This window comes from Cellulosimicrobium sp. Marseille-Q4280, assembly GCF_943181405.1.
GTDB lineage: Bacteria > Actinomycetota > Actinomycetes > Actinomycetales > Cellulomonadaceae > Cellulosimicrobium.
This window is the reverse complement of sequence record NZ_CALPBY010000008.1, coordinates 284017-297356: the sequence shown is the minus strand read 5'-3', so window position 1 is coordinate 297356 and position 13340 is coordinate 284017. Positions and strand designations below refer to the sequence as shown.

Sequence of the window (13340 nt, the reverse complement as noted above, 5' to 3'; positions counted from 1 at the left end):
CGTCCCCGCGGCGAGCGCGAGGTCCGACGGCGCCGCGCTCTCGCCCTGGGCGGTGATCCAGCCCGCGGCGACGTCCATGAGGGTCACGCCGATGATGAGGATGACCGTCCCGGTGACGATCGGCGGGCAGAACCAGAGGTGCGCGGGGGAGGACCGCGCTCCCAGGATCCTGAAGAGCCCGCACGCGCTCCGCGCCCCCGCCCCCCGCCGGCCGCTCTGTGCGCGGCCGTCCGTGCTCCGCCGCCCACCTGTGGCTGGTCCCGGCCGGCGGGGAGGTCGTCCAGGGAACGGGGGGCCGCCGGGTCCCCGGCCGCCGGGCCGCCCGCGCCCTCCTCCGCCGGCGGCGTCGGGTGTGAATAAGAGACAGGCGTGGAACGGGGGGCGGGCGAGGAGGTCCCCTCCGACTTCTACGCCGCGAGGCCGCCCGGTATTCCAGCGCGAGACCCGTCCCCGGATCGCCCGCCGCGTGCCCGGCGGGCCCCGTCCGGCCGAGGCGCGGTGGTCAGCGCACGACGGCGAGGAGCTCGTGGAGCAGCCCCGGGAAGCTGCGCACGCGGTGCACCGTCGGCGCGAGCGGGAGGTCGGCTGCGACGTCGTCGCTGGGCAGGCCGACGAACACCGGGAGCCCGGGGTTGGCCTCGAAGGTGGCGTGCACGATGCCGAGGTCGGGCCGCGTCTGCGTCGTCACCATCGCGACGGCCGCGGGCCGGACCATCGTCACGAGCTCGAGCGTGCGGTGGACGTTCGCCGGACCGGTGACGATCCGTGCCATCGCGCCGTGCGCGCCGAGCGCGGCCGCGAGCGCGTGCGCGGCGAGGGGCAGCGGCTCGTCGGGCGCGGCGAACACCAGCACGATGCGGCGCATGCGGCTGGGGTGGTTGCGCGGCGGGCCGCCAGCGGCGACGATCGCGTCCTCGCGCGACTGCGTGTACTCGCGCAGCGCACCGAGCGTCGCGTTCGCGAGGACGACCTCGGGCACCTCGCCGGAGGTCGCGAGGACCGTGCGCTCGGCGAGACGGTCGAGCGCCGGCTCCACCAGGTCGGACCACCAGTCGGCAGGGTCGACGCCCGCCGGGATCCGCAGGAGGCGGTCGCACGTGCGCTGGTCGTAGGCGATGGCCGCGTCGACGGCGTCGGAGACCGTCACGGGCCGCGCGTCGCGCAGCCCGCCGATCCGGGGTGCCGAGGGACCGCGCTTCTCCCCGCCCGGGACGGCGCGCAGGAACGGCCGCGGCCCGACGCCCCGCGGGGCCGGGCCGCCGTCGTCCTCGTCCTCGTCGGCGTCGTCGGAACCGTCCAGGTCGTCGGCGTCGACGGTCGCGTCCACGGACTCGAGGGTCGCGTTCGTCCCACGGTGGGCAGCGAGCTCGTCGCCGTCGGCCGCGAGGGCGTTCCGGGCGGCGTCCGCCGGGGCCACGCCCTCGAGCGTGAGGCGCCGCATGATGAACAGGCGCGCGACGTCGTCGTCGGTGTAGCGACGGTGCGAGCCCGCCTGGTGCTCGGAGGGGCCCAGCCCGTAGCGCCTGTCCCAGGTGCGCAGGGTCGCCGGAGCGACGCCGAGGCGTCGGGCGACGACGGCGACGGCGAGACCGGGACTGTGGGACATGGTCGGTCGGGCTCCCTCGGGGTCGGGGGCGGACCGCACGGAGGTCATGGATCGATTCTGCCGATCACCACCAGGTCCCGCCACTCGCCGGACCCCACCTCGACCACACCGTGACCTCGTTCGCGCCGCGCGCTGTGCAGCACTTGTTCACGGTGCGGACGAACGCGCCAGACCGTCGTGGCATCGCGCCGCCGGCGTCTCTCGGTCCGAGGTCGCGCCCGCGCGACCGGTCGCCTGGCGCGATGCTGGAGGCACGCGCGTCGAGACCTCGCCACGACCTGCGGATTCACGAGATCGACACAGGGACTTGAACAACCTCTGCAACGCTTGTAGGTTGTTCGCCATGGCAGAGATCTCGAGGCTCCCCGGACCGGTGATGGAACTCTGGGAATGGCAGTACCAGGGCTCGTGCCGCGATCAGGACGACACGTTGTTCTTCCACCCCGAGGGCGAGCGAGGCTCGACGCGACGACGACGCGCGGAGGCCGCGAAGGCGATCTGCCACTCGTGCCCGGTGATGATGCAGTGCCGCGAGCAGTCGCTGCGCGTGCGCGAGCCCTACGGCGTGTGGGGCGGGCTGAGCGAGGACGAGCGCGCGGCGATCCTCGCCGGGTCGGCGCGCAAGACGGGCTGACCCCGGACGGCTGACCGCTGCGGTCCGACGACGCACCGCAGCGGCACGGCAGACCGGTCGGTGCGCGCGCTCACCACGAGCGCGCCGGCACGCCACGACGGGTGGGGCGACCCGTCGGCGGCACGACAGGGCCCCGCGACCATGACGGTCGCGGGGCCCTGTGGCGTTCGCTGCCGGCTGGGTCAGCCGACGACCACGGCGAGGATGTCGCGCGCGGACAGGACGAGGTAGTCCTCGCCGCCGTACTTGACCTCGGTGCCGCCGTACTTGCTGTAGATGACCTTGTCGCCGACGGTCACGTCCAGGGGGACGCGGTTGCCGTTGTCGTCGACACGGCCCGGACCGACGGCCAGGACCTCGCCCTCCTGGGGCTTCTCCTTGGCGGTGTCCGGGATGACCAGGCCGGATGCGGTCGTGGTCTCGGCCTCGAGGGCCTTCACGACGATCCGGTCCTCGAGCGGCTTGATGGGGACCGACACGTCGGACCTCCCCTTTCGCGATGAGAACTGCTGACGGTTGGGTCGAGCGCACCGTGGCTGGCCGTCGTCGCGGGTGCCGGCAGCCGGGTCGCTCGTGGGGTGGCCACCGTCGCTGACGGCGCCGACCCGCTGCCCAATCTAGGTCGCGGTTAGCACTCGGTCAAGGCGAGTGCCAGCGTGTTCGCGCAGGGCGACGCAGCACGGACCACCGCGCTCGCCGATCGGCACCTCGTCGGTCCCGGGCGCACGCGGGCGCACGTCCGTGGAAGGATCGACGCATGGACGCCGCCGCGCTGTCGAAGCTGCTCAGCCCCGAGGGCTGGGCCCTGCTCGGAGCGCTGCCGCCCTACGACGAGCACCAGGCCCTCGTCCTCTCGGCGGGCCTGCGGGCGAAGGGCGTCGACCCCGACCTGGCCGCGGCCGCGCTCACGCAGTCGCGCCTGCGGGCCGCGGCACGCGCCAAGTTCGGGGCGTTCGCCGACGGGATGCTCTTCACCCAGCCGGGCCTCGAGCAGGCGACCCGGCTCGTCGTCGCGGTCCGGCACGCGCAGCGCTACCTCGGGGCCGGCGTCACCAAGGTCGCCGACCTCACGTGCGGCATCGGCGCCGACTCGCTCGCCTTCGCCGGGACCGGCCTCCACGTGCTGGCGACCGACGTCGACGAGCTCACCGCCGCCCTCGCGACCGTCAACCTGCGGCACTTCCCCGAGGCCGAGGTGCGCCACGGCGACGGGCTCGCGCTCGACCTCGCGGCCGAGGGCGTCGAGGGCGTCTACGCCGATCCCGCGCGGCGCACCCGCTCCGGGTCGCGCGTGTTCGACCCGAGGGCCTACGCCCCGCCGCTCGACGCCGTGTGGGCCCTGCGCGACCGGGTCCCGGCGGTGGGCATCAAGGTCGGTCCCGGGATCTCCCACAACGGGCTGCCGGCCGACGCGGAGACCGAGTGGGTGTCCGTCGACGGCGACGTCGTGGAGGCCGCCCTGTGGTTCGGCCCGCTCGCCCCTGAGGGGCCCGGGCGCGCCGCGCTCGTGCTCACGACCCGGACCGACGCCGACGGGACCGAGCACACCGTCGCGCGTGCGCTCGCGCACCGCCCGGGCGACGCCGACGTCACGGCCGACGCCGGCGACGTCGGGCACTACCTGTACGAGCCGGACGGCGCGGTGATCCGCGCGGGTCTCGTGGCGCACGCGGCGGCGGAGCTCGAGGGCCGGCTCCTCGACCGGACCATCGCGTACGTCACGACGGACTCCCCCGCCCCGGTGGGCGAGAACGGTCTCGCCGCCGGGCTCGCGCGCGGGTACCGCGTGCTCGACACCATGCCGTTCGGCCTCAAGCGGCTGCGCGCGTACCTGCGCGAGCGCGACGTCGGGCGCCTGACCATCAAGAAGCGCGGGACGGCCGTGACGCCCGAGCAGCTGCGCAAGCAGCTCGCGCTCACCGGCGACGCCGAGGCGACGCTGGTCCTCACACGGGTCGGGGGTCAGCAGCGCGTGCTCGTCGTCGACCCCCTGGACCGGCCCATCGCGACCGGGCGAGAGGGCTGACGCCGTGGAGATCCCCTTCGCGCGCTCGGAGCGCTCGACCGTCGGCCTCGAGTGGGAGCTCGCGCTCGTCGACACCGACTCGGGCGACCTGCGGCAGGTCGCGCAGACGGTGCTCGACGCCGTCCGGCCCGCCGGGGGCGGCGAGCACCCGTCCATCAAGCAGGAGCTCCTGCTGAACACGGTCGAGGTGGTCAGCGGCGTGCGGCGCACGGTCGGCGAGGCGGGCAGGGACCTCGAGCGCTCGATCGACGAGATCCGCGCCGTCACGGACCCGTTGCGCGTCGAGCTCATGTGCGCGGGCACGCACCCGTTCGCGCGCTGGGCGCAGCAGAAGGTCACCGACAAGCAGAGGTACACCACCCTCATCGACCGCACCCAGTGGTGGGGGCGGCAGATGCTCATCTACGGCGTGCACGTGCACGTGGGCGTCGAGGACCGCGACAAGGTGCTGCCGATCCAGCGCGCGATGCTCACGTGCTTCGCGCACCTGCAGTCGCTCTCCGCGAGCTCACCCTTCTGGGGCGGCAAGGACACCGGGTACGCGTCGAACCGCGCGCTGATGTTCCAGCAGCTGCCCACCGCAGGCCTGCCGTTCCAGTTCGAGGGGTGGCCCGACCTCGAGGGCTACGTCGCCGACATGCTGCACACCGGCGTGATCGACGACTTCAGCGAGATCCGCTGGGACCTGCGCCCGGCCCCTCGGTTCGGCACGCTCGAGACCCGCATCTGCGACGGCACGACGAACATCACCGAGCTCCTCGCCCTCGCCGCGCTGACCCACTGCCTCGTCGAGCACTTCTCGACACTGCTCGACGAGGGCCGCGAGCTGCCGACGCTGCCCCCGTGGTTCGCGCAGGAGAACAAGTGGCGCTCGGCCCGCTACGGCATGGACGCGATCATCATCCTCGACCGCTCGGGGAACGAGGAGCTCGTCACCGACGCCGTGACACGACTCCTCACCGAGCTGGAGCCCGTGGCCGCGCGGCTCGGGTGCCTCGACGAGCTCGACGGGGTCCGCACGATCCTGCGGCGCGGCGCGTCGTACCAGCGCCAGCGCGCCGTGGCACGGCGCAACGGCGGCGAGCTGGACGCCGTCGTGCGCTCGCTGGTCGCCGAGATGCGCGCCGGCCGGCCGCTGTGAACCGCCCTCAGTAGTCCCGCAGGACGACGCCGCGCTCCGCGGCGCGCTCCGCGAGCCACCCCTCGGACCACTCGTCCGTGCCGCACGGCGACGACGACCGGTCCGCCGCCTCGCGCGAGTACCCGCCCCACGACAGCACGCGGCACGACGCGTCGGTCTCGACCGCACGCTGCCACTCGTCGTCCTCGGCGAACCCCGAGTCGACGGCCGACTGCACGACGTCGAAGTCGTGCCACCACTGGATCATGTGCGACAGCTCGTGCGCGAGGAGGAACTCCTTCGTCGCGGGGTCGGCCCCGTCCGCCCACCAGACGAAGAGGGTCCGCGGGTAGGAGGGGTGGAAGCAGCCCGCCACGCCGTCCTCGTAGGCGTCGTGCTCCTCGACGTGCACCATCCCGCAGTTGTAGGCGGGGTCGTCGGTGAACACGACGTCGACCCCCTCGTTCGCGGGGTTGAGGGCGAGGAGCCACTCCGTGGGATCGGGGTGGGCGGGCAGGAAGGCCGGCGCGGACGACGTCCCACCCGGCACGGGGTCGGGCAGCGGCTCGGCGTGGTCACCCGCCCGCCAGCGGGCCTCCGCCCCCGACGCCGACGGCGCGGCGTCGGGACTCGGGTCCTCCCACACGGTGGGCGGCGGGACGGAACCCTCCTGCTCGGTCGGGAGCCCCGCCGCGTCTGCCGGGTCCGTCCCGCCGAGGGCGTTCAGGACGTACGCGGCGACGGCGACGACCACCACGAGGCCGGCCATCGCACCACGTCCACGACGGACGCGGCCGCGACGAGCCGTGCCGGAGGGTGCCACGTACCCGTACCCGTCCGTACGCACGGGCTGCGGCGGTGCGGCCTGGGCGACGAGGAACCGGTGCTGCGCCGACCAGTAGGCCGCCGCGCGCTCGGCGTCGGCGCGGTACGGTCCCGTCGAGGTCGCCGCCGCGTGCCACCACGCCTGCGCTCGGCGCAGCGCCTCCTCCGGGGTGAGCCCCGGCTCGGGAGGGCTGCTCACACGTGCGTCACGGTGAGCGGCATCGACGAGTCGACGCCGATGTCGAGGCGCGAGGGCGCCACTCCCGCGCGCACGACGGCGGACCCCAGGGCGGCGATCATCGCGCCGTTGTCGGTGCAGTACCGAATCGGCGGGATGCGCAGCTCGATGCCCGCCTCGGCGCAGCGCTTCGCGGCCATGTCCCGGAGCTGCGAGTTGGCGGAGAACCCGCCGCCGACCACGAGGGTGTCGACGCCGTGCCGCTCGCACGCGGCGATGGTCTTGGCCGTGAGGACGTCGGCGACGGACTCCGCGAAGGAGGCCGCGACGTCGTGCACGGGGATCTCCTCACCGGCGTCCTGCCGTGCCTCCACCCACCGCGCGACGGCCGTCTTGAGACCGGAGAAGGAGAAGTCATAGGCATGCTTCTCCTGGTCCTTGCGCGCCGTGAGGCCACGCGGGAACCGGATCGCGGTGGGGTCGCCCTCGCGCGCGAGGCGGTCGATGTGCGGTCCACCGGGGTACGGCAGGCCGAGGAGGCGGCCCACCTTGTCGAACGCCTCGCCCGCGGCGTCGTCGAGCGTCGAGCCGAGCTCGGTGACCGACGTCGCGACGTCGTCGACGAGGAGGAGCGAGCTGTGCCCGCCGGAGACCACGAGGGCCATCACGCGCTCCGGGAACGCGCCGTGGACGAGCTCGTCGACGGCGGCGTGCCCGATGACGTGGTTCACGCCGTACAGGGGCTTGCCGAGCGCGAGGGCGAGCGCCTTCGCCGCGGACGCGCCGATCGTCAGCGGCCCGACGAGCCCGGGACCCGCGGTGACGGCGATCGCGTCGACCTCGGACAGGTCGACGTCCGCGGTGCCGAGCGTGCGCTCGAGCGTGGGGATCATCGCCTCGAGGTGGGCGCGCGACGCGACCTCCGGGATGATGCCGCCGAACCGCGCGTGCTCGTCCATGGAGCTCGCGACCGTGTCCACGAGGAGCTCGCGACCGCGGACGAGCGCCACCCCGGTCTCGTCGCAGGACGTCTCGATGCCGAGCACGAGGGGCTCGCCGCCGCTCGCGACCACAGAAGAATCCATGGGCCCAGGGTAGTCGCGCGGAGGCCGAGCCCTGGGCTGTCGCGCACGTCACATGCTCTGTCGGGAAGATGGTTGAAGACTTGACCGTTGCCCGGGGCATGACCATCGAGACCCTTGCCCCCGCCTCCCTGCAGATCGACGACGCCACGGCCGACCGCCTCTTCCGCGAGGCCCGGACGACGCGCGACTTCACCGACGCGGAGGTGACCGACGAGCAGCTCGCCGCGGTGTACGACCTCGTCAAGTGGGGCCCGACCGCGATGAACACGCTGCCCCTGCGCGTGCTCGCCGTCCGCACGGCCGAGGCCCGGGAGCGCCTCGTCGCGCACATGGCCGACGGCAACAAGGAGCGCGTCGCCGCCGCTCCGCTGTCCCTCGTCGTCGCGTACGACCCCGCCTTCCACGAGCACATGGACGTCCTGTTCCCCCACGTGCCGGGCATGCGCGAGAACCTCGCCGGTGCGCCGGAGGTCCGGGACGAGATGGCCCGCACGAACGCTCTCCTCCAGGCCGGCTACCTCCTCGTGGGGCTCCGCGCCGCGGGGCTCGCCACCGGACCGATGAACGGCATGGACCGCGACGGCGTCGACGCCGAGTTCTTCGCCGAGAACGGCTGGCGGTCGCTGCTCGTCATCAACGTCGGCGTCGCCGCCGGTGCCGGCACGTCGTACCCGCGCGCCCCGCGTCTCGCCGCCGAGCAGGCCGTCGCCGTCGTCTGACCTACACGCCCGGCCCGGTCTCGACAGGCCGGGCCGGGTCGTTCGACCACTGCGACCACGACCCGGCGTAGAGCGCCGCGTCGATCCCGAGCGTCGCGAGCGCGGCGACCTCGTGCGCCGCGGTGACGCCGGAGCCGCAGTAGACGCCGACCGGGACGTCCGCGGCCGGCCCGGCCGTGACCCCGAGCGCAGCGAACCTCTCGCGCAGCGCCGCGTCGGCGAGGAACGTCCCGTCGTCGGCGAGGTTCGCGGTCGTCGGCGCGCTCGTCGCGCCCGGGACGTGGCCCGCGCGCGGGTCCACGGGCTCGACCTCGCCGCGGTACCGCTCCTCCGCCCGGGCGTCGAGCAGCACGCCCGACGCCGCGAGGCCGGCCGCGCCGTCGGCGTCGAGGACCGGCAGCGCGCCCGGGGTGACGACGACGTCGCCCGGCTCGGCGCGCACCGCACCCTCCTCGACCGGTAGGCCGGCACGCTCCCACGCGGGGAGGCCGCCGTCGAGGATCCGCACGTCGTCGTGGCCCGCCCAGCGCAGCAGCCACCACGCGCGCGCCGCCGACGTGCCGCCGACGGTGTCGTAGACGACGACCCCGCGGTCGCCGCGCACGCCCCACCGACGGGCTGCGTCCTGCAGGTCCTGCGGGTCCGGCAGGGGGTTGCGCCCGGCGGTGGGCGACGGCGGCGCCGCGAGCTCCGCCTCGAGGTCCGCGTAGACCGCGCCGGGCACGTGTCCTGCGAGGTACCGCTCGCGCCCGTCGGTGACGCCGAGCGCCCAGCGGACGTCCAGGACGACAGGGCCGTCGTCGGTGGCGAGCGCCGCCGCGAGCGCCCGCGCGTCGACGAGGACGCGCTCCCGGGGCGTCACGCGAGGACGCTCCCCGCGTCCGACGCCGTGCCGTAGTCGGGGTCGTCGTCGCGCAGCGGCGTCAGCTCGAGCCGCATCGTGTACGCGTCGACGTCCTCGGGCTGGTAGTACCGCTTGCGGATGCCGAGCTGCTCGAAGCCGTGCTTGGCGTACATCGCCAGCGCCGCGTCGTTGTCGACGCGCACCTCGAGCAAGACCGCGCTCGCGCGCAGCTCGCGCGAGCGCGCGACGAGGGCGTCGAGGAGCGTCGAGCCGACGCCCTGCTGCTGGAACGCCGGGTCGACGCCGATGGTCATGATCTGCGTGACGTCGCCGTCGAACCACAGGCCCGCGTAGCCGACGACCGGCTGCGGTCCCGCCGCGTAGAGGCGCACGGGCTCGGCCGCGACGTACCAGCGCCCCAGCCCCGCGAGCTCGTCGGCGAGCATGCCGTACGTCCAGGCGCCACGGCCGAAGAGCTCGCGCTCGAGCTCGACCACGCGGTCGAGGTCCGCCGCGCGCAGCGGGCGCAGGCGGATCTCGTACCGGCGCGCGCTCACCGGGGCTCCGCCGTGGCCGTGCCGTCGCTCACGCGCTTCGCGCCCGCCGGCTCCTGGACGTCCGGGCGCCGCAGGTACAGCGGCTCGGTGGGCTGCTCCGCGCCGGCGTCGCGCCGGGCCATCGCGAGCCGGGCGAGCACCGCGGCGTCGGGGACGAGCGGGGCGTCCTCGGCGAGGTCGAGCACGTCGGCGTACAGCGACGCGCCCTCCCCGACGACGACCGCGCCCGCGGCGTGCTCGGCGACCGTCGCGGCCGGCCCGACGTCGGGTCCGGCCACCGTCTCGACGACGGGCACGGCGTGCGGACCCTCGTGCGCGACGACGCGGTACCGCGCCCAGTACACCTCGCGGCGGCGGGCGTCCGTCGCGACGAGCACCTCGTCGTCGGGCGCGAGGCCGAGGTCGCTCACGGCCTGGGTCGCGAGCGCGTCGAGGCTCGGCACGCCGAGCACCGGGACGCCGAGCGCGAAGCCGATCGCGCGCGCCGTGACGAGGCCGACACGCAGCCCCGTGAACGGCGCCGGGCCGGTACCCACCGCGACCGCGGTGAGCTCCGACCGGTCGACACCGGCCTCCGCGAGCGCCTCGTCGACGAGCGGGGCGAGCGCCTCCGCGTGCCGACGGCGCTCGGGCGCCTCGCGCCGGGCCAGGCGGGCGCCGTCGTCCCCGACGACGGCGACGGTCACGGACGCGGAGGTGTCGAGCGCGAGAACAGCCACGGAACCAGCCTACGGCTGCGCGGGCGGCGTGGCGGCGTCGCCGCGGCCCGACGGTTCCGGCGACCCCGTCCCGGCGCCGACCCCGGCGGCCCGGGCGAGCGCGGCGACGTCGAGGTCGGACCAGCGCGGACCCACGGCCCGCAGGACGACGCGCCGCGCGCCGGCCTCGGGCGCGTCGTCCGTGCCCACCCCGCCGCGCGGCCTCTCGAGGACGATCTCGAGCCGGTCTCCCGCGAGGGACTCGACCAGCCCGCTGCCCCACTCCACGACGGTCACCGACTCGTCGAGGCTCGAGTCGAGGTCGAGCGCGTCCACCTCGTCGAGCGAGCCCAGGCGGTACGCGTCCACGTGCACGAGCGCCGGACCGTCCGTGAGCGACGGGTGCTCGCGCGCGACGATGAACGTCGGCGACGCGACCTGCCCGCGCACCCCGAGCCCCGCGCCGATGCCCTGCGTGAGCGTGGTCTTCCCCGCGCCGAGATCGCCCGTGAGGACGACGAGGTCGCCCGCGCGCAGGAGGCCCGCGAGCGCGGCGCCGAACGCGCGCGTGGTCTCGGCGTCGGGCAGGACGAGGTGGAGGGCCGGTCCCTCGACGGGGTCGGTCGGGTCGGCGGTGGGCTCGGTCACGGTGCCGGGGTCCTCTCGGGAGCGGGCGGGTCGGTCGTCGGTGGGGCCAGCAGGGCTCGCGCCGCGTCGTCGAGCACGTCCAGGCCCACGTGCACCCGCGGGACGCGTGCGCCGAGCCGGGTCGTGATCTCGTAGCTGATGGTGCCCGCGGCCTGCGCCCAGTCCTCCGCGGTGGGCGCTCCCCCGCGCTCGAGGCCGGCGCCCGCGCCGAACAGCGTGACGACGTCACCCGCCCGCTCGGTCGCACCGGGGCCCAGGTCGAGCATCACCTGGTCCATGCACACGCGGCCGCGCACGCGCAGCACCCGCTCCGTCGCTCCTGTACCGACGAGCAGCGGGCCGCCGGGTGCCGACGTGCCGGTCGCCGCCGTCGGGCCCGAGGATCCACCCGAGGCGTGCCGCGGGATCCCGTCCCCGTACCCCAGCGGCACGACGCCGAGCACCGTCTCGCGCTCCGTCGTGTAGGCGTGCGCGTACGAGACGCCCTGCCCTGGCCCCACGCGCTTGACCGTGGCGAGCCGCGCCTCGAGCGTCATGGCGGGCCGCAGGCCGAAGTCCTGGGGCGGCCCGAGCTGCGGCACGGGCGACATCCCGAAGACCGCGAGCCCGGGGCGCACGAGGTCGTAGTGGGTGCGCGGCGCGGTGAGGTTCGCGGCCGAGTTCGCGAGGTGGCGCACCTCGAGCTCCGCGCCCGACGCCTCGGCGAGGCGCACGGCGTCGTCGAGGACCTCGGCCTGCGCGACGACGCTCGGGTGCCCCGGCTCGTCCGCGAACGCGAGGTGGGACCAGACCCCGACGACGCGCACGAGGCCTTCGGCCGACGCACGGGCCGCCGCGTCGAGCACCGCGGGCAGGTCGGGAGGCATGATCCCGTTGCGCCCCAGGCCCGTGTCGACCTTGACGTGCACGCGGGCCGTGCGCCCCGAGGCGCGCGCCGCGGCGACGACCTCGTCGAGGGCCCACAGCGCCGCGACGGACACGTCGACGTCCGCGTCGAGCAGCTCGCGCAGCGGCGCGCCGGGCGGGTAGAGCCACGTGAGCAGCCGCGCGCGGTCGGGGCCGACGCCCGCCGCACGCAGCGCGAGCGCCTCGCTCGGCTGGGCGGTCCCGAGCCATGTCGCGCCGCCCGCGAGCGCCGCGAGCGCGCTCGGCACGAGCCCGTGGCCGTACGCGTCGGCCTTGACCACGGCCATGACCTGCGCCCCCGGCGCGTAGCCCGCGAGGGCGCGGACGTTGTCACGGACCGCGGCGAGGTCGACGACGGCGCGCGCCGGGTAGGCGCGTGCGTCCGGTCCGCCGGGGCCTCCCGCCGGTCCACCGGCGACGGTCGTGCGCTGGGTGTCGCTCACGGTCGACGATTCTCTCACCCGTCGCTCACCAGGCGTCGAGCACCCGGTCGGTCTCGAACCGACGCGGACGGCCGTCCAGGGGGTCGACGAGCTCGAGCGAGCGCGACACGAGCTGCAGCGGCCGCGAGTAGTCGTCGGGCGCGACGTCGTACTGCTCGGGGTAGAAGTTGTCGTGCAGGATCGGCACGCCGAGGCGGTTCATGTGCAGGCGCAGCTGGTGCGTCTTGCCGCTGTGCGGCTCGAGCCGGTAGCGCGCGAGCCCGCGAGCCGCGTCGGTCTCCAGGAGGTCGACACGGCTCTCGGCGTTCGGCTCGCCCGGCACCTCCTCGGCGCGCATCACACCACGGTGCTTGACGATCCGGCTGCGGACCGTGGCCGGGAGGTCGAGCGACGGGTCGGACGGAGCCACCGCCTCGTAGGTCTTGCGGACCTCGCGCCGCGCGAAGAGCTCCTGGTACGCGCCGCGGACCTGCGGGCGGATCGTGAGGAGCAGGACACCGGCCGTGACGCGGTCGAGTCGGTGCGCCGGGCTGAGCTCCGGCAGGTCGAGGTCGCGCCGCAGGCGCACGAGGACCGAGCGCTCGACGTGGGCACCGCGCGGGATCGTCGCGAGGAAGTGCGGCTTGTCGACGACCAGCAGGTCCCGGTCACGGTGGAGCACGCGGATCTCGAACGGCACGTCGGGCTCGACGGGCGGGTCGCGGTAGAGGAACACGAACCCGCGCGGCGCGTACGGCGTGCGGTCGTCGACCGGCCGACCGCCCCCGTCCACGACCTCGCCCGCCGCGACCTTCTCGGCGAGGCGCGCGGCGTCGTCGGGAAAACGGTGCCGCACGTAGTCGAGCGTGCGCGTCCAGCGCGCGACGCTCGCGGCGTCGTGCGGCAGGACGAGGCGCGTCGGGTTGAGACCGTCACGCACGGGGAGGGGAACCACCCGTCCACGGTACCGGCGCGTCGTGACGCCCTCGGCACGTCGCCAGGACGACGGACGACGAGCGGCGGATGACAGACGGCCGTCGACGACGGCGCTCGCCTAACCGTGCAGAGCACG

The 13340-nt window shown here is 75.2% G+C and carries 14 protein-coding genes; 4 read left to right on the top strand and 10 right to left on the bottom strand.

All coding sequences use genetic code 11. From position 1 onward, the window contains the following. Positions 1-502 precede the first annotated feature (502 nt). Positions 503-1654: a MerR family transcriptional regulator gene (locus tag NFS20_RS20240; RefSeq protein ID WP_251153582.1), complete on the bottom strand. Its 1152-nt coding sequence runs from the start codon at positions 1652-1654 to the stop codon at positions 503-505. A gap of 295 nt (positions 1655-1949) precedes the next feature. Here NFS20_RS20240 and NFS20_RS20235 point away from each other — a divergent pair, with 295 nt between their 5' ends. After that, entirely contained in the window at positions 1950-2240 is a 291-nt protein-coding gene (locus tag NFS20_RS20235) for a WhiB family transcriptional regulator (RefSeq protein ID WP_251153581.1), read from the top strand. Between the two features lie 182 nt (positions 2241-2422). Here NFS20_RS20235 and groES read toward each other — a convergent pair whose 3' ends face one another. Beyond that, positions 2423-2719: a co-chaperone GroES gene (groES, locus tag NFS20_RS20230; protein ID WP_021482870.1), complete on the bottom strand. Its 297-nt coding sequence runs from the start codon at positions 2717-2719 to the stop codon at positions 2423-2425. A gap of 278 nt (positions 2720-2997) precedes the next feature. Between groES and NFS20_RS20225 the strand changes: the two genes are divergently transcribed. Together NFS20_RS20225 and NFS20_RS20220 are read left to right on the top strand one after the other, a co-directional pair. Continuing rightward, positions 2998-4266 carry a class I SAM-dependent methyltransferase gene (locus tag NFS20_RS20225; RefSeq protein ID WP_251153580.1) on the top strand — a complete coding sequence of 423 codons (1269 nt, stop codon included), beginning with the start codon at positions 2998-3000 and terminating at the stop codon, positions 4264-4266. A 4-nt stretch (positions 4267-4270) separates the two neighbouring features. Continuing rightward, on the top strand, positions 4271-5407 hold the full coding sequence (locus NFS20_RS20220; protein WP_251153579.1) for a glutamate--cysteine ligase: 1137 nt from the start codon (positions 4271-4273) through the stop codon (positions 5405-5407). A gap of 7 nt (positions 5408-5414) precedes the next feature. Here NFS20_RS20220 and NFS20_RS20215 read toward each other — a convergent pair whose 3' ends face one another. Both NFS20_RS20215 and tsaD read right to left on the bottom strand, forming a co-directional pair. Next, complete coding sequence (locus NFS20_RS20215; protein WP_251153578.1) at positions 5415-6410, bottom strand: hypothetical protein; 996 nt, start codon at positions 6408-6410, stop codon at positions 5415-5417. Further along, on the bottom strand, positions 6407-7474 hold the full coding sequence (gene tsaD / locus NFS20_RS20210) for a tRNA (adenosine(37)-N6)-threonylcarbamoyltransferase complex transferase subunit TsaD (RefSeq protein ID WP_251153577.1): 1068 nt from the start codon (positions 7472-7474) through the stop codon (positions 6407-6409). Before tsaD ends, NFS20_RS20215 begins: the two co-directional genes overlap by 4 nt. A gap of 98 nt (positions 7475-7572) precedes the next feature. On the opposite strand from tsaD, the gene NFS20_RS20205 reads away from it, so the two are divergent. Continuing rightward, positions 7573-8193, top strand: coding sequence for a malonic semialdehyde reductase (locus tag NFS20_RS20205; protein ID WP_251153576.1), 621 nt, complete (start codon positions 7573-7575; stop codon positions 8191-8193). A 1-nt stretch (position 8194) separates the two neighbouring features. Here the strand turns inward: NFS20_RS20205 and NFS20_RS20200 are convergent, their stop codons facing one another. From NFS20_RS20200 to NFS20_RS20175, 6 genes are read right to left on the bottom strand one after another with little or no spacing between them, the layout of a single operon-like run. Then, positions 8195-9055, bottom strand: coding sequence for a sulfurtransferase (locus NFS20_RS20200; protein ID WP_251153575.1), 861 nt, complete (start codon positions 9053-9055; stop codon positions 8195-8197). Further along, positions 9052-9594, bottom strand: coding sequence for a ribosomal protein S18-alanine N-acetyltransferase (gene rimI / locus NFS20_RS20195; protein WP_251153574.1), 543 nt, complete (start codon positions 9592-9594; stop codon positions 9052-9054). Before rimI ends, NFS20_RS20200 begins: the two co-directional genes overlap by 4 nt. Next, entirely contained in the window at positions 9591-10313 is a 723-nt protein-coding gene (gene tsaB / locus NFS20_RS20190; RefSeq protein ID WP_251153573.1) for a tRNA (adenosine(37)-N6)-threonylcarbamoyltransferase complex dimerization subunit type 1 TsaB, read from the bottom strand. Before tsaB ends, rimI begins: the two co-directional genes overlap by 4 nt. A 9-nt stretch (positions 10314-10322) precedes the next feature. Beyond that, entirely contained in the window at positions 10323-10940 is a 618-nt protein-coding gene (gene tsaE / locus NFS20_RS20185; RefSeq protein WP_251153572.1) for a tRNA (adenosine(37)-N6)-threonylcarbamoyltransferase complex ATPase subunit type 1 TsaE, read from the bottom strand. Next, entirely contained in the window at positions 10937-12289 is a 1353-nt protein-coding gene (gene alr, locus NFS20_RS20180) for an alanine racemase (protein WP_251153571.1), read from the bottom strand. The genes tsaE and alr overlap by 4 nt, the downstream gene beginning before the upstream one ends. Positions 12290-12314: 25 nt before the next feature. Next, positions 12315-13223, bottom strand: coding sequence for a pseudouridine synthase (locus NFS20_RS20175; protein ID WP_251153570.1), 909 nt, complete (start codon positions 13221-13223; stop codon positions 12315-12317). Positions 13224-13340 lie beyond the last annotated feature (117 nt).